This is a genomic window from Williamsia sp. Y712 (assembly GCF_059445525.1).
Window position 1 is genome coordinate 1237397 of record NZ_JCAIUN010000001.1, and the last position, 16567, is coordinate 1253963.

General features: G+C 63.8%; 12 protein-coding genes. 7 read left to right on the plus strand and 5 right to left on the minus strand.

What is annotated here, in order from left to right:
• Positions 1 to 128: 128 nt before the first annotated feature.
• Entirely contained in the window at positions 129 to 3485 is a 3357-nt protein-coding gene (locus tag AC1D75_RS05885; protein WP_495514352.1) for a heterodisulfide reductase-related iron-sulfur binding cluster, read from the minus strand.
• Positions 3486 to 3680: 195 nt separating this feature from the next.
• Between AC1D75_RS05885 and AC1D75_RS05890 the strand changes: the two genes are divergently transcribed.
• A complete protein-coding gene (locus tag AC1D75_RS05890) occupies positions 3681 to 4286 on the plus strand; it encodes a SanA/YdcF family protein (protein WP_495514353.1) in 606 nt (201 codons plus the stop codon).
• Here the strand turns inward: AC1D75_RS05890 and AC1D75_RS05895 are convergent.
• Positions 4228 to 5490 (minus strand): acyltransferase, encoded by a 1263-nt coding sequence (locus AC1D75_RS05895; protein WP_495514354.1) that lies wholly within the window; start codon positions 5488 to 5490, stop codon positions 4228 to 4230. The genes AC1D75_RS05890 and AC1D75_RS05895 overlap by 59 nt on opposite strands.
• A gap of 102 nt (positions 5491 to 5592) precedes the next feature.
• Here AC1D75_RS05895 and AC1D75_RS05900 point away from each other — a divergent pair, with 102 nt between their 5' ends.
• The 4 genes from AC1D75_RS05900 (at position 5593) to AC1D75_RS05915 (ending at position 8951) form a co-directional block, all read left to right on the plus strand.
• Positions 5593 to 6366: a TSUP family transporter gene (locus tag AC1D75_RS05900; RefSeq protein ID WP_495514355.1), complete on the plus strand. Its 774-nt coding sequence runs from the start codon at positions 5593 to 5595 to the stop codon at positions 6364 to 6366.
• A gap of 77 nt (positions 6367 to 6443) precedes the next feature.
• The gene (locus AC1D75_RS05905; protein ID WP_495514356.1) at positions 6444 to 8021 is read left to right on the plus strand and encodes an HNH endonuclease signature motif containing protein; all 1578 of its coding nucleotides are present in this window, start codon (positions 6444 to 6446) and stop codon (positions 8019 to 8021) included.
• A gap of 38 nt (positions 8022 to 8059) precedes the next feature.
• A complete protein-coding gene (locus AC1D75_RS05910; protein ID WP_495514357.1) occupies positions 8060 to 8470 on the plus strand; it encodes a helix-turn-helix transcriptional regulator in 411 nt (136 codons plus the stop codon).
• 19 nt (positions 8471 to 8489) lie between these two features.
• The gene (locus tag AC1D75_RS05915) at positions 8490 to 8951 is read left to right on the plus strand and encodes a VOC family protein (protein WP_495514358.1); all 462 of its coding nucleotides are present in this window, start codon (positions 8490 to 8492) and stop codon (positions 8949 to 8951) included.
• Between the two features lie 12 nt (positions 8952 to 8963).
• On the opposite strand, the gene AC1D75_RS05920 is transcribed toward AC1D75_RS05915, so the two are convergent.
• Together AC1D75_RS05920 and AC1D75_RS05925 are read right to left on the minus strand one after the other, a co-directional pair.
• A complete protein-coding gene (locus AC1D75_RS05920; protein WP_495514359.1) occupies positions 8964 to 11117 on the minus strand; it encodes an acyltransferase family protein in 2154 nt (717 codons plus the stop codon).
• Positions 11114 to 13294 (minus strand): acyltransferase family protein, encoded by a 2181-nt coding sequence (locus tag AC1D75_RS05925; protein WP_495514360.1) that lies wholly within the window; start codon positions 13292 to 13294, stop codon positions 11114 to 11116. Before AC1D75_RS05925 ends, AC1D75_RS05920 begins: the two co-directional genes overlap by 4 nt.
• 283 nt (positions 13295 to 13577) lie before the next feature.
• Here AC1D75_RS05925 and AC1D75_RS05930 point away from each other — a divergent pair, with 283 nt between their 5' ends.
• Positions 13578 to 14732 (plus strand): hypothetical protein, encoded by a 1155-nt coding sequence (locus tag AC1D75_RS05930; RefSeq protein WP_495514361.1) that lies wholly within the window; start codon positions 13578 to 13580, stop codon positions 14730 to 14732.
• Positions 14733 to 14791: 59 nt separating this feature from the next.
• A complete protein-coding gene (gene map, locus AC1D75_RS05935; protein ID WP_495514362.1) occupies positions 14792 to 15559 on the plus strand; it encodes a type I methionyl aminopeptidase in 768 nt (255 codons plus the stop codon).
• Positions 15560 to 15658: 99 nt separating this feature from the next.
• Here the strand turns inward: map and AC1D75_RS05940 are convergent, their stop codons facing one another.
• On the minus strand, positions 15659 to 16537 hold the full coding sequence (locus AC1D75_RS05940; protein ID WP_495514363.1) for a universal stress protein: 879 nt from the start codon (positions 16535 to 16537) through the stop codon (positions 15659 to 15661).
• Positions 16538 to 16567: the final 30 nt, after the last annotated feature.

Consider the following 16567-nt stretch of genomic DNA (forward strand, 5'->3'; position numbering starts at 1 on the left):
GGGGGTTGGCCCTTTGTCTTTGGGAGGAAAAAATGGGGGGGGCGGGGGGTTTGGGGGGGGAGTCAACAAGGACCGCCTCCCGCGACCGCGTTCAGTGTGAAGTTTCTCTAATTTTTGACCCGGGTAGGTCAGCTCTTGCCCGGCCTCTTCTTGCCTGCCGCGATGCCGAACCCCTTGGCCTTTGCCGGGCCGGATTCGCTGAGCGTCCGCGCCTCACCGTTTGTCGATGGGGTCTCCGCCGGCACTTCTTGAGCTGGCTCGGTCTGAGCGGGCTCGGCCGGAGTTGCCTCAGCCGGAGTTGTCTCAGCCGGAGTTGTCTCAGCCGGAGTTGCCTCGGGCTCGGTCGTCTCGGGCTCGGCTGCCTCCGTTGCGACCGTCTCCGGCTCGGCAACCGGTACTGCGGCAGGCTTCGGCGCTCCGGGCCGTTTGGCGCCCGGACGCTTGGCCTTGCCGCCGATGGCCAGACCCTTGACCGGAACCGTGGGCTCGTTCGGAGCCTCGGTCACGGCTTCGGTTGCAACTTCTTCCGATGCAACTTCTTCCGGTGCGGCTTCGGCGGGAGCCGATTCCGCGGCCGGTGCTGCCGCTGCGGGCTTGGCTGCGCCGGGCTTCTTGGCTGCGCCGCCGGGTCGCGGTGCTCCCGGACGCTTTGCGCCGCCGCCGATGGCCAGACCCTTCACTGGTGCGGCTGCCGGCTTGGCTTCTTCAGGAGTTGCCTCGGCTGCCGGTGCTTCAGCAGGTTCTGCTGCTGCGGGCTCGGCTGCTGCAGGCTTGGCTGCGCCGGGCTTCTTGGCTGCGCCACCGGGCCGGGGTGCTCCCGGTCGCTTGGCGCCGCCGCCGATGGACAGACCCTTGGCCGCGGGTGCCGCGGTTTCGGTTGTAGCGGTCTCCGTTGCCGGTGCTTCGGTTGCGGCTTCCGCGGGTGCTGCCGCCGCAGGCTTTGCCCCACCTGGTTTGGGAGCTCCGCCGCCGGGCTTCTTCGCGCCGCCGCCGATACCGAGTCCACCTGGCTTCTTGGCTGCGCCGCCGGGCTTGGTGGCGCCTCCACCTGGTTTGGGTGCTCCGCCGCCGGGCTTCTTTGCGCCGCCGCCGATACCCAGGCCGCCGCCGACCTTCGGCTTCTCGGCCGGCTTCTCGATGGTGTCGACCGAGGCGGTGGCTGCAGCTGCGGGCGCTGCGACCTTGGCAGGCTCAGGTGCCTTCTTGACTTCGGGCTCGATCGTCGGAGCAGAGAGGCCGAGCGACGCGGCTCCGAGGAACCGTCCACCCCGCTTGATCTCGGGAGCGCCGCGCTTGACGGACTCCAGGATCAACTGAGCGACGTCGACAACCTCGACCTTGCCCTCGTTCTCGGTTCCTGCTGTCTGTGCGGTGACACCGTCGGTCAACATCACCTTGCAGAACGGGCAACCGGTGGCAACCTTTTTGGGGTTGGTGCCCAGGGCCTCGTCGACCCGGTCGATGTTGATGCGCTTGCCGATGCTCTCTTCCATCCACATGCGGGCGCCACCGGCGCCACAGCACATCGACCGCTCGCCGTGGCGAGGCATCTCCTTGAGAGTGGCGCCGGAGGCGGCCATCAGCTCGCGGGGAGCGTCGTAGACCTTGTTGTGTCGGCCCAGGAAGCAGGGGTCGTGGTAGGTGATGTCCTCGTTGACCTCGGCGACCGGGATCAGTCGCTTGTCGCGGACCAGCCGGTTCAGCAGCTGCGTGTGGTGCACGACCTCGTACTTGCCACCCACCTGCGGGTACTCGTTGCCCAGTGCGTTGAAGCAGTGCGCACAGGTGACGACGATCTTCTTCTTCTGCTGCGGAGCGGTCGCGAAGAGCTCTCCGAGCATCTCGATGTTCTGCTGCGCCAGCATCTGGAACAGGAACTCGTTGCCCGCGCGGCGAGCGGAGTCGCCGGTACAGGTCTCGCCCTCGCCAAGGACCAGGAAGTCGACGGCTGCGATGTCGAGCAGTTCGGCGACGGCCTTGGTGGTCTTCTTGGCGCGGTCCTCATAGGCGCCGGCACAGCCGACCCAGAACAGGTACTCGAAGCCTTCGAAGCTCTCGACGTCCTGCCCGAACACCGGGATCTCGATGTCCATCTCGTCGATCCACTTGGTGCGGTCCTTGGAGTTCTGGCCCCAGGGGTTGCCCTTGTTCTCGAGGTTCTTGAACAGTCCGGCGAGCTCGGTCGGGAAGTCCGACTCGATCAGCACCTGGTAGCGACGCATGTCGATGATGTGGTCGACGTGCTCGATGTCGACCGGGCACTGTTCCACGCAGGCGCCACACTGCGTGCAGCTCCACAGGGTCTCGGTGTCGATGACGGCACCGGTGGCGCCTTCACTCTCACCGACGAGCTTGCGCTCGGCCTCGGCACGCGCCGCAGCCGGGATGGCGTCGAGCTTGTCCTGCAAGACGTTTCCATCGGCGTCGACCAGGCCTATCTCGTCGCCGCCGAGATCTTTCTTGCCACCGGCCAGCAGGTACGGCGCTTTCGCGTTCCCGTGGTCACGCAGCGACATGATGAGCAACTTGGGTGACAACGGCTTTCCGGTGTTCCAGGCCGGGCACTGGCTCTGGCAGCGACCGCACTCGGTACACGTGGTGAAGTCGAGCCAGCCCTTCCAGGAGAAGTCCTCGATCTTGCCGGCACCGAATGCGTCGACGTCGGGGTCGGCGGTCTCCATGTCGAGGACCTTGCCGCCCGACATCATCGGCTTGACCGCACCCAGGGCGACGCCGCCGTCGTCCTCACGCTTGAAGTAGATGTTGAAGAACGCAGCGAAGCGGTGCCACGCCACGCCCCAGGTGATGTTGCGGCCGACGGCCGCCAGCCAGATCATGCCGCTCATCAGCTTGATCAGCGCGAAGATCGAGACCATGACCGCACTCGCGGGCAGGAGCTTGGCCACCTGCATGGTGAAGAAGTCCGAGCCGGCATTGGCGTGGCCGTAGGTGGCGATCTTGCCGGCCTTCACGAAGATCATGCCAAGGCCTTCGAGGAGCACAACGATCTCGACGAAGTACGCGGCATTGAAGTTGGAGCCGCCGAACCGGGAGAGACGCTCGGGTACGCGGGGGTGATTGATCTGGCGGATCGCCATCAACGTGACGATGCCGATCACGGTGCCCAGGCCCAGGATCTCGTCCAGCAGATGCCAGGCGAAGGTGTCACCGAAGATCGGCCAGTGGAATTTCGGATCGAACGTCTGTCCGTAGGCCTCGAACCACAGCAGCGCGCCGAGGAGGAAGCCGATCATCACCAGCCAGTGCGCCCAGCCGACGGTTCGGAATTTGTTCATCCGGGTGTGGGCGATGAACTCGATCATCATCGTCTTGAAGCGCGGGATGAATGGGCGCCAGCGATCTGGCGCCGGCTGACCCTTCATGATTGTTCGGAAGATGCGGCCGACTCCACGGAGGAATAGGGCCCAACACACGAGGCTCAGAAGCGCCCCGATGGTTCCGAGGGTGATCGTCGTGGCATTCACGGCGTCTCGACCTTTCTCTTACCGAACTCCCCGACTTCCGTTGCAGCTACTTCGAAACAGAAGGCGGGCGTTCACCGGGATGGCAGTACACAGCGCAGAGTGCACGCAGTGTTCTCCGATAGGTACGTTAAGGCTTCGCTTCACAGCACTATTGCGCAGGTAGACCTAAGTTACTAATCGGTAAGGTTCATTGTGATGTCTGCCATAAATCGCGTCAGAATCCTTGCGTTGATCGGTGTGATCGCGGTCTCTGTCCAGTTTGTCATCGCAGTGGCTGCCACGTGGATTTACGTGATGGCGTTCGACCGCGAGTTCACGGCCCGTGAGGCACCGTCGGCACCGATTGCGCTGGTGCTGGGATCGAAGGTAGACGATCAGGGGCCGGGCTCGTATGTGCGCGGCCGCCTCGATACCGCGCTTCAGTTATATCGAGCGGGCCGGGTGGAGCGCATCCTCAACTCGGGCAACGGGCGCCCCGAGGCCGGGAACGAGCCGGCCGTGATGCGGGCTTACCTCGAAGAACGGGGTGTCCCGGCCACCGCGATCGTCGACGACCCGGAAGGCTTCGACACCGCGGCCAGCTGTCGTCGGGCCCGGGACATCTTCGGCTTCGACGACGTTCTCATCGTGACGCAGGACTTCCACCTCGGCCGTGCGATCGCGCTGTGTCGTGACGTCGGGGTCGATGCCCGTGGGGTCTACGCCGACTGCGATTGCGCGGTGTGGACCGTGGCCCGAAACGTCATTCGCGAGACGTTTCTGGCGCGGCCGCGAGCGTTGTTGACCGGCCTGACGACATAGGCGGTGTGCTGGTGCCTTGACCAGGCATCGGAAGACGTGGGCGTCCGGTCAGGTAGGTCGAACCGGGGAGGCGACGCAGGATCTCCACCAGTAGCAACGAGCCCGCGATCGTGCCGATGTACATCAGGACCGGCGCCCAGGGGGAACCGAGGGTGTTGATCCACGGTTGCCCGTTCTTCTGCGGGTGCAGGATCGCGAAGATGAGGATGGCGTGGCACAGGAACACGCTGAACGACCGGTTCGACGCGTACTTGACCACACGGTCGAAAACGGGTGTGTGCACGCGGTACGTGTCGGTCCAGTGCTGGCCCAGCGCGTAAAGGCAGGCGATGGCCGCAACCAGGAAAAGCAGAAGCGTGGGCTGGAAGGCGGCACTGGCGTACATGGGGATCTGGCCAAGGCCCCACACCCGTCGCCAGAAGGTGATGAGCGCGAAAGCCGCGGTGAGCAGCAGTGCCGCGAACAGCAACGAGCCCTTTCCCTGCAGCCAGAGCCGGATTCGCTCGCGATGTACCGCCGCGACCGAGCCCAGGAAGATGAAGAACTGGTACGGAACGAATGTCGCGTAGTAGTGCCACCAGACGCCGGCCCAGTCGGCCGGTGGCTGCCAGTACGTGATGATCGAGACCACTGCGACCTGGACCGCAAAACTGGCCGCGAGCAGCGCCGCGTGGTGGTTCCTGGTCGCGCGGACAATCCACAGAACCAGCGGGAACAGCAGGTACACCTGCAGCATCACGAACAGGAAGTACATGTGGAAGCCCGACAGGCCCCACTTGAGCAGATCCCAGAACTCGTCCAGGCTTCCCGGAACCTCACTGAGGCGGCCGCGGTCCCACATGTCCTCGATCACCCAATAGATGAATGACCAGATGAGATACGGGATGATGACGAGCTTGATCCGGCGGCGCCAGAAGTCGACCGTCCGGAAATCAGCCCGATCGAAATTCTGATACATCAACACGAATCCGGTCAGTGCAAAGAACGTGTTCCGGGTGAAATGCAGCAGCAGGGTCGTCGAGTTCACCGGCATGCTGTTGAACTCATCCGTGGTCGCGGTCAGGCAGTGCACGAAGATGACCAGGGAAAATGTGGCCGCGCGGATCAGGTCGACATGGTGCAGGTAGGCAGGCCGAGTCCGCTGGCGAGCCGTCTCGGTGACGGTCGTGGCGACCGAGGCGGTCGCGGAGTTCGGGGAAAGCATCGCGTACAGCATGCCGTAACCAACTGTTCACTTGCTAGACGGGAGATTCGGATCACATTGACGTGCAATCTACGGTGCATTGATGCATGACAGGTGGGCGCGATGATTCCGGACTGGGACGTCCTGGTGTTGTTGCTCGCGGCGGCGGGGGTGGCGGGCTGGATCGACGCTGTCATCGGCGGTGGCGGGCTGATCCTCATCCCAGCGATGCTGATCGCCTTTCCGGGTGCGGTGCCGGCGACGGCGCTGGGAACCAACAAGCTCGCGGCGATCGCGGGGACGAGTGTGGCCGCAGTCAACTATTCGAGAGCGGTCACGGTTCCTCGCAAGCTGGCGCTGGTGTCGGTACCGATCGCTTTTGTCTCTTCTGCTGCCGGTGCGCTGTCGGCGGCGGCGATCTCGGCCGACGTGATCCGGCCGTTGGTGATCGTGCTGATGCTGGCGGTGGGGATCTTTGTCGCGGTCCGGCCGTCGTTCGGGAGTAACAGTGGCCAGAGTCCGCCGCTGACCGGCAAGCAGATGATCGGTGGATGCATCACGTTCGCCGTGATCGGTTACTACGACGGTATTTTCGGTCCGGGGACCGGTATGTTCCTCATCATTGCGCTCACCGCCTTGTTGTCGCGCAACTTCATCGAGAGTGCGGCGCTGGCCAAGATCGCCAACACGGCCACCAACCTCGGTGCGCTGGTTGTCTTTGCGATCGGTGGAAACATTTGGTGGGCACTCGGTTTGATGCTCGCCGTTGCCAACGTCGGTGGGTCCATCCTCGGGTCGCGGACAGTGCTCAACCGCGGCACCGGTGTGATCCGGATAGCGCTCCTGTCAGTGGTGGTCGTGATGTCGATCAAACTTGCGTGGGATCAATGGGCCTGACGCTGTCGACTGGGCCTTGAGTGCACGGCGGTCGGGACGGCCAAGGACTTGTCGGTGGGTGCTGATAGAACTGTTTCATGACCGCGGGGGTGGTGGATCTCATCGACCGTATCGAGGGCATGGCTCTTGATGCGGAGGAGATCGTTGCTGTCCGTGAAGTGTTGTCCCGCAGGCTTGTTGATATTTCGTTGGCGAACTTGTCGGACAAGGAGGCTGTCGAACTCGCCCAAGTGATCGAAGCCCAGAGTCGCCGTGATGAAGCCGTCAAAGTACGGGTGGCGGTCGAGCTCCGAGAACGCTCGGTCGCCGCGAAGCAGGGTTTCAAACACAACAAGTTTTTGCGCCATCATTTGCGCATTTCGGCGACCCAGGCCAGTGCCCGATCGAAAAGGGCTGAACGCGTGGGCCAGTGGCATACCCCGTCGGGTGAGGTGATCGCGCCGGTGTACCCGCATACGTGGTTGGCGTTGCGTGATGGTGCGATCGGGGTGGCGCATTACACCGTCATTCACGACACCTTGCGCAGTCTGCCGGGGTCGATTCGCGGCGACCTCGAGAAGTGGTCCGAGGGGGAGCAATTGATGGCCGAGGCCGCTCGGACGATGGATCCTGACGAACTGAAGAAGGTCGGGCTGTATTTGCGTGATCATCTGGATCCGGATGGTGATTTCGATGATTTTGATGACCTGGATCGGCAGCAGAAACGGGAGTTGTCGGTGTCCAAGCAGGGTGCGGACAAGATGGCCGCCATCGCCGGCACCCTGGATCCGGTGACCAAGGCGTTGTGGGATGTGGTGGCCGCGAAGTGGGCTGCGGCGGGGATGAACAACCCGAACGATCCCGAATCGCCGTCCGGACCAGCCGATAAAGCCGATAGGGCCACGGTGCAGGCTGCAGCCAAACGTGACAATCGCACGCCGGGGCAGCGCAATCATGATGCATTCAAACGGTTGCTGGAGTTGGCTGTCGGGCAAGGAACTCTGGGTCGGCACCGGGGTTTGCCTGCGCGGGTGATCGTGACCATGACTCTGGATCAGCTCGAAAAGGAAACCGGGGTTGCGACCACCGCCTCGGGCGGGGTGATGCCGGTGCGTGATGCCATCCGGTTGGCCGGGGTGAATCGTAAGTTTCTGGCGTTGCTCGACGACAAGCACCGTCCGCTATACCTAGGTCGTGAACAACGGTTGGCGACTGCTGATCAGCGGATGGCGTTGATTGCCGCTGAGCGGGGTTGTTCGCGGCCGGGTTGTGATGCTCCCGCGACTGAGGTTGCGGTCCATCACACGCGGGAATGGTCCAAAGGTGGGTGGACCGACATCACTGTGTTGACGTTGGTGTGCGATTCCGATCATGGGCAGGTTCATGATGGTGAAACAGGATGGATCACCGAGATCATCAACGCTGATACCGGTCCGCCGGGTTGGCAGGGCCGGATCGGCTGGCGCCAACGCGGAAGCCTGGATTTGCCGCAGCCCAACAACACTCACTTCCCGGACAAGTACTTCACCAACCCGGAGATGTGGAACCCGAACAGCGACGCCGACGCCGAGTGGTTCATCGAGCGTGCTCGAGCAGTGTTCGAGGAGAAAACCGTAGAGGCACAGGTGTTCGCTGTCGACTTCTGCTGGCGCCGCGTCAAATACAGCGCCGCCTGACCTGCGGGTGAACGGACCATTAGGCTTCTGGTGTGGCAATGAGCCCTGTGGAAGATCAGAATAGGCGCCTGCTGCGCGCCCGAGACACGATGGATCGCGAGTACGCGAACGAGTTGGATATCAAAAAGCTGGCCGCCATTGCGTATATGTCGCCTGCCCATTTCATCCGCACCTTTCGGGCGACGTTTGGTGAAACACCCCACCGGCACCTGCAACGGCGACGGATCGAGCGTGCGATGGCGCTGCTACGTGGTCCGGATGCATCGGTGACGGACGTCGCGCGCAAAGTCGGGTTCGAGAGCCTCGGCACGTTCAGCCGGACCTTCCGAACCATCACGGGTAGCTCACCCAGCGAATTCCGCGCTCGCGCACAACCGTTGCGTGTGCCGGTGTGCTTTGTGAAGGCCTGGTCGAAACCGAGCAGTTTCGGAGAAGCGCCACCACGCTGACGGGCTCTACTGTTTGCCTATGTTCAACAAAATCGGAATCCACTCGGTCATGGTTCTCAATCAGGATGAAGCGCTTGACTTCTACGTCGGCAAGCTCGGCTTCGAAGTCGCGGACGACGTCGACATGGGCTTCATGCGGTGGCTCACCATCGCACTGCCGTCCGACCCCGGCCGGCATATCCTCCTCGAGGTTCCTGCACCGCCTTCGATGACCGAAGACGTGGCTGCGCAGGTTCGTGACGTCCTGACCAAAGGGGCGCTCGGGATGGCCGCCACTCTGACCACCGACGACTGTCACAAGACCTACAAAGAACTGCTGGCCAAGGGTGTGGAGTTCACCGAAGAGCCGACGGACCAGCCGTACGGAATCGACTGTGCGCTGCGAGATCCCTTCGGCAACCACATCCGCATCACCCAACCGGCCACCGGGCCGGTCGAGATCACCGATGAAGACATCGCAAAATGGGGTGCGGACAGGTAGTCGTGCAGCCCTTCACCACCAGCCGGGCAGCGCATCCCGTAGGCCGTCGGACATGGCCTGGGTCAGGCTTGTGACGAAGGCTGTGGTCAGGTGGTGATAGTCGTGCCACACCAGGATGTTTCCGACGATCGCCGGACAATTGGTGTCGTCGCAAAGGGCATCGGAGAAGTCGAGGAACGACATGTTCGGGAACTGCGATCGGATGGCGAGGGTGGGATCTTCCGGGGACAGTGCCTGCTGGCGGTCGACCCCGCAGTCGATGGCTGATCTGCCTTCGGCGAGGCACTCCGGTGGGGTCAGCTCCGGGCCGAGCGCCCATGGGGTGTCGCGGATCGCGATCACCTGCTGACCGCGGTCGCGGAACTCGGTGAAGATGTCGAGGTAGTCAGACGGGATGTAGTCGCCGGACCCCTCGCCGTCGGTGGGGCGGGTGCTGGTGGTGAACACGACGTCGGGTTGGTCGACGGCCAGCTGATCCATCACCATCCGCGACCACGCGTTGCACTGTGGGTACTCGTCGCCGATCGGGGTGAGGATCGTGTCGGTGATCAACGGACACCCGACCTTCAGGTAGGTCGTCACCCGGAAGTTCTGCTCCCGGCCGATCGCATCGAGAGCTGTCAGCCAATGTTCGGAGTGTGAGCCACCGACCAGCGCGATCGTCCGGCCGGCGTCACGAGCACCGTAGACACCCACCCGCACCGAACCATCAGTCCATCCGGATACGACTCCATCACCCGATGAGATAGGCCAATCATCCTTGACTGCAAGTGCATTCGGCTGTGGCGTCACCCGTGGAACTGCTGCATTCGACCAGTATGCCCGGGCTCCCGGATACAGCTCCGGGTCCAGGTTTTGCGCGTCGATGATCAGGTTTGCCGAACGGGACTGCCATGCATGGATCGCCAGACCGGTGCCGGCGGTGAGGACCACGAGCACGCAGGTGAGGGCCGTGGCGTAACCCGGTACCAATGTGTGGCGCACGTTGATGCGCGCCTGCTTGACCTTCGCTCGGCCGGCCCGAAGTGGAACTTCGATGAATTTGGTTGTCAGGTAAGCGAGTACCGCCGACACCGCGATGATTCCCGCACCTTCGAGGAGCGAGACGTCGCTCTGATAACGCCAGGCCAGGTAGAAGATCAAGACGGGCCAATGCCAGAGGTACAGCGAATAGGCGATGGATCCGAGCCAGACGAGCCGAGGATGGGCCAGCCACGCACTCACCTGCGCCGTCTCGGGCGTCGCGGACGGATTGGACACGGCCGGAGCGGTGTACGCCGATCCGATCCAGACCAGCAGCGCCGTCGCTCCGACGGGTACCAAGGCCATCGTCGACGGATACTCGTCGACGCCGGAGATCCACCACCCACAGCTGATGATGAGAGCCAGCGCCGCGACGCCGATCACGTTGCGGATCCACTGCGCCAACGCAACACGGGGCATCCACAACGCCAGTAGGCCACCGAGTAGCGGTTCCCACGCCCGGGCGAAGGTGTCGTAATAGTTGAACGGCTGGTCGATCCCGTGTCGATGCCTCGCCCAGGCGAACGCTGCCAGCGCCGCGAGGGCGATGACACCGGCCAGTGCGCCGCGTATCACCGCTGGTCGCCGGAAGGCTTCCGAGCGGACGCCTATCAACCGAACCACTCCGCCGGCCAGCAGCATTGCCACCAGCGTGGCGGCAAAGAACTGGCCCTGCACCGACATCGACCACAGATGCTGCATCGGGCTGTTTGCCGAGTCGGCGGCGGCGTAGTCCTGTGCGGCCAGTGCCAGATGCCAATTTTGGAAATAGAGTGCCGAGGCGATCACCTCGTCGCCCAACCCCTCCCAGCGGGCCCGCGGCAGTGCGGCCACGGCGAGCGCAACGATTGCGACCAGCACGACGACCAACGCGGGCACCAATCGCCGGGCCAGGCGCCACAACCGGCCGAACGGGTTCAACGCCGCGGCCCACGTGGCGCCGGATCCGGCAGAGGTTGCCAGGATGTGTTTGAGCAGCGATGCGACAAAGAAGTAGCCGGACAGCGTCAGAAAGACGTCCACCCCACCGGAGACCCGATTGAACCAGATGTGGAAAATGACCACGAGCGTGATCGCCAGCCCGCGCAAACCATCGAGATCGAGCCGATAGCCGCGCGCGGCCCCGGCCTGCTGCGTACTCACCACCAGCCGGACAACACCTTTTGCACGTCGGTGCCCAGAGCCGGGATCAGGCTGCGCACAAACGTCGCACTCAAGTGGTGGAAGTCGTGCCACACCAGGATGTTTCCGACAACCGCCGGGCAGTACGTGGCGTCACACATCGCGTCGGTGTAGTCGAGGAAGCTCATGTTGGGAAAGTCGGCTGCCACGGCCAGTGCCGGATCAGTCGGCGCCATGACCAGCGACCGCTCGACGCCGCAGACCGACGGCTTCTTACCCAACGCCAGGCACTCCGGTGGACTCTCTTTGCCGACAGTCCACGGATTGTCGCGGACCGCAATGACTTTCTGACCGCGGTCACGGAACTCACTGAAGATGTCGATGTAGTCCTGTGGGACGAAGTCGCCCGTGACCTCACCTTCAACCGGTCGAGTGCTGTTGGTGAACACCACATCTGGCTTGTCGATGGCCAGACGGTCCATTACGTTCCGCGACCACTCGTTGCACTGGTAGTACTTCTGTCCGAACCAGGTGAAGACATGATCGGTGGTCAGCGGACATCCGACCTTCAGGTACGTCGTGACCTTGAAGCCCTGCTGTTTTCCGACTGCGTCGAGCGCCGTGATCCAGTACTCGGCATGCGACCCGCCGACGAGAGCGACGGTGCGCTGCGCGGTGGGATCGCCGTAGACCCCGACCCTGATCGAACCGTCCTTCCATCCGGAGATGACCGAGTCATATGAGGTGATCGGCCAATCCTTGTCGGCCACATCCGGAGTGGGCTCTGCCTCGACGCGCGGAACCGGTACACCGTCGAGGTAGGCGCGCGCACCCGGATAGAGCCGGGGATCGAGATTCTCGGTGTCGATGGTCAGGTTCTTGACGTGGTTGTTCCACGCGACGATGCCGACCCCGGTAACTGCGGTGAGCACGACCAGCGCCGACGTGAGAACCGATGCGTAGCTCACCCATTGCGGGCGGCGCTGCGCGGCTACAGGGGCCTCGTTCGATTGGGGCACTCGCTTTTCATTGGGCTGGCGCAGCGGCTTTTCGATGAATTTGGTTGTCGCCCATGCCAGTGCCAGTGAGGCCGCGATGACGCCTGCACCTTCGAGGACGTTGACGCTGTCCTTGTACCGCCAGGTCAAGTAGAAGATCAGCAGTGGCCAGTGCCAGAGATACAGCGCATAGGCGATGGAACCGAGCCAGACGATCGAGGGGTGGGCCAGCCAGGAGCTGACCGCGGCGGGTCCGGTGATGGCGGTGGGCGCGGTCTGCCGCGAACCGCTCCAGATCAGCAGAAGCGTTGCGCCGACGGGCACCAGTGCCATCGTCGACGGATATTGCTGAACTCCGACGATCCACCAGCCGCAGGTGATGATCAGGCCCAGGGCAGCGAGTCCGATGGTGTTGCGCAACCATTGGGGCATCCGGATCCGGGGCATCGCGACCGCGAGCAACCCGCCGGCGATCGGTTCCCAGGTGCGGGCGATGGTGTCGTAGTAATTGAACGGCTGATTGATGCCGTGGCGGTGGTGCGCCCACGCGAACGACACGAGTGCGACCCCCAGCAACGCCGCCCCGATGATCGACTTGATCATCACTGGTTGGCGGAACGAGGAAAACCGCATCGCCAGCAACTTCAGGATCCCGCCGAGTGCCAGCGCGGCGAGAATGGTCACCACGAAGAACTGGCCTTGCACCGACATCGACCACAGATGTTGCAGCGGGCTGTTTGCCGAGTCGGCAGCCGCGTAGTCCTGGGCTGCCAGCGCCAGATGCCAGTTCTGGTAATAGAGCGCCGACGCGATCACTTCACTGCCCAGCGGGTCCCACCGGGTTCTCGGCATCAACACCAGGCACATGACCACGATGAACAGCAGCACCGTGAGCAGGGCGGGCAGGAGCCGTCGGGCCAGGCGCCACAGCCGCGGCCCCGGGTTCAATGCATTCGTCCAGCTGACGGTGGCAGGCGACGTCGCGAGGACGTGTTTGAGGAGCGAAGCGACAAAGAAGTAGCCCGACAGGGTCAGGAAGACATCGACTCCGCCGGAGACCCGGCCGAACCAGATATGGAAGACCGCCACCAGCGTGATCGCGATGCCGCGTAGGCCGTCGAGATCCACACGGTATTCGTTGCCGGGGGCGGTATGAGGAGAGTGCGATGCGACGGACGGGTCGGTCACGGTCGCACTCACGCGGCAGATTCTTCCAGATGGGACGCCGAAACCCGGCGCCGACAACCCGGTTCTATGAGCCAGATCTCCCAGCTTTGTCGTCACACCACGGTTCTGAGGGCGTTGCCCTGGCCAGGCGTCCGTTATGTCCACTTTTGGGTAATCGGGCGATTCGGGATTCGAAGCCCCGACCGGACTGTAATTTCGATGCAGTCCAGCAGAGAGGCGGTCCGCAGTGTCGCGTGGCGCAAGATCAGGTTCACAGAAGTCCAAGAGGGCTCGCCGACAGAAACAACGGGCCGGGGTGGCCACTGCAGCTCTGATGACGGCGGCGATGGGTGCCACTGTCACGTTCGGCGGCGGCCAGGCGTCCGCGTTCGAGTTCGGACCGCTTGTCGAATGCGCCGGAGGGAGCGGCAAAGCCACCGAGAATCTCGATTGCACGCGGAGTATCGATCCGCCGGTCGTGCAATTGTTGCCGACGCTCGGCATGCCGGTCGACCTCAACAGCACTGCAGCCGCGCGTGAGGACCTGCGGTTGCCCATATTCGGCACGCTCATGTTGGGCGGTACCGAAGCCAAGATTTCCGGGTTGGGTCTGGCCTACGCGGACTCGCAATTCGCTTCGGCAGGTAGCACCGCTGAGGCGAATGCCTGGGGTTTCTTGTCTGCGGCGGTTGCGGTCAACCTTCCGCAGTTCAGCTTCAACCAGGAACCCGGCACCACGAAGGCGACGTCGCTGCCGCTCGGGGTCACCATTGCATTTGCCGGCGAGGGCGACGCTTCAGCTCTTGCCCTGGGTGGGTTCGCGACGGCAATCGGTGATGTCCCGCTCGGACTCGTCGAGAACGTCAGCTGCATGGCGATCTTTGCCAGGGCCTCCCATTCAGATGTCGGCAGCTGCGTCGGAGTGCTGTTCATCTTCAGCGTGAGCCAGGAAGCCGGTTCACCCGAGTACGTCTTTGCGATCGCGGACCCGACATCCCTTGAGTTCTTCAACGACGACGAGGGCTTGATCCCGCTGCCGATCCCGAACTTCGACCGCGACATCGTGCGGGTCGGTGTCGGTGGGCCGTCGGGTATCCGGGTCGAGACCGATCTGTTCCAGTCCTCGTCCGGGTCCTCGACGTCCGCGCGGACAGCAGCGGCGCCGGCGGAGTACGTCGGAAAACACCGGGCGCCCGAGGCCTTTGATATCGCCGCCGACACCGCTACAACCGACACCGCTACAACCGACACCGCTACAACCGACACCGCTACGACGGACACCGCTACGGCCGGTACCGCTGACGGGACCGCCCTCGATGACGCCGCGGAATCTGAGGACAAGGCAAGCGCTGAACCGGAAATCCTGAGGACCGAACCCGAGACCCAGGCGTCGGTCCCGTCTGCGTCTGCCCAGTCTGCGCCCGTTTCGTCTGCGCCAGACCCGTCGATGGATGCGGTCGACGCCGAGTAGGCGTCTTTCCGGGCTTCGGTGTAGAGGATCATGGCGGGGACGACGAAAGGGGAGTGGCCATGGTGCAACTCAAGTCACCCGGTGAGATCGAGATGATGCGCGAGGCCGGCCGGGTGGTGGCGCGGGCGCTGAGCGCGGTTGAGGCGCACGCCGCTGTCGGTTCGACTCTCAAAGAACTCGACGATGCGGCAGCTGCCGTCATTTCCGGGGCGGGAGCGAAGTCGGCATTTTTGAACTATCACCCGAAGTGGGCTCCGTCGCCGTTTGCCGGCGTCATCTGCGCCAGCGTCAACAATGCGGTCGTGCACGGCATCCCCGATGGGCGAAGGTTGCACGACGGTGATCTGGTGAGTATCGACTGCGGAGCGTTCCTCGACGGCTGGTGTGGTGATGCCGCGGTCAGTTTCATTGTGGGTGAAGCCGATCCGGCCGACGTCGACCTGATCGCGGCAACCGAGGCCGCGCTGTTGCGCGGTATCGAAGCCGCCCAACCCGGCGGGTGGATGGGTGACATCGGACATGCGATCGAAGGACCGGCCCGCGCAGCGGGATACGGGATGCTGGAAAATCACGGCGGTCACGGCATCGGCAGGGCGATGCACGAAGCCCCCCACGTCCCCAATGAGGGACGGGCGGGCCGCGGTATGAAACTCCGTGTCGGACTGGTGATTGCGATCGAACCCATGCTGATCCGGGGTGGCGACGACAGATACGTTCATGCCGCCGACGGGTGGGAGCTCCGAAGCGCTTCCGGTGCTCGCGCCGCACATTGCGAGCACACGGTTGCGATCACCGCGGACGGACCGCGGCTCCTCACCGTTCTGTGATCTGACCGCGCTCTGAGCTCGTGACCGAGCGCGCCAATTGCAGAACTCGGCCCCGCGCACTCCGTAGAGTATGCGGGGCCGAGTGCAGCGCGCGGAAGATCAGCTGTTGTGCGAGTTGATGATCAGGACCGGGCTCGGCGCATGGTGCAGCACCGTCTGGCTCACAGAGCCCAGCAGCAGTCCGGTGAAACCACCGCGTCCGCGACTGCCGAGGACCAGGAGCTGGGCTCCTTCGGCAGCAGCGGTCAGCAGCTGGTGTGCGGGTCCGTCCGCAGCGACAACGGTCGAGACCCCGACGCCGGGGAACTCGGCTGAGTGGGCCGCAACCCGTTCGGCGACAAGCTTGTTGGCCTCGTCACGGACCTCTTGGATCATTTCGTCGGTGATTCCGAATCCGCCGAAGGTGTTGGTGGCCATGTCCGTCCAGGTGTGGACGACGGTGAGGCTCGTACCCCGCAGTGCTGCCTGCTCGAACGCTGCTGTGAGCGCACGATCTGCGATCTCGGAACCGTCGATGCCGACCACCACCGGCCCGTTGCCCGGGGCATGGGCGATGACGGCCACCGGGCTGGTGGCGTGCGCCGCCACACCCGTGCTGACAGATCCGGCGATCAGGCCACGGACTGCACCGAGTCCACGGCTACCGACGACAACCATTGCGGCGCCCGCCGATTCGTGGGTCAACACCGAAGCGGGGGTCCCTGCGACGACCCGTCCGGTCACCTGCACCGACGGGGCGGTGGTCCGGGCCAGCTGCTCGGAGGCGGCGACGGTGTCTTCTGCCGCTTTCTTGAGAATGGCGACAAGGTCACCGGTGTATGCCAACGACGATGCGGCGTATCCGCCGACCTGCGGTTCGTAGACGCCGACCACTACGAGGTCACTGCCGGTCAGCTGGGCGGTGTTCGCGGCCCACACGACGGCTTGATCTGAGCTTTCCGAACCGTCGACTCCGACGATCACAGGTGATTTCGACATTCTCGCCTTCTCTTCTTGGTTGTTCTCGTG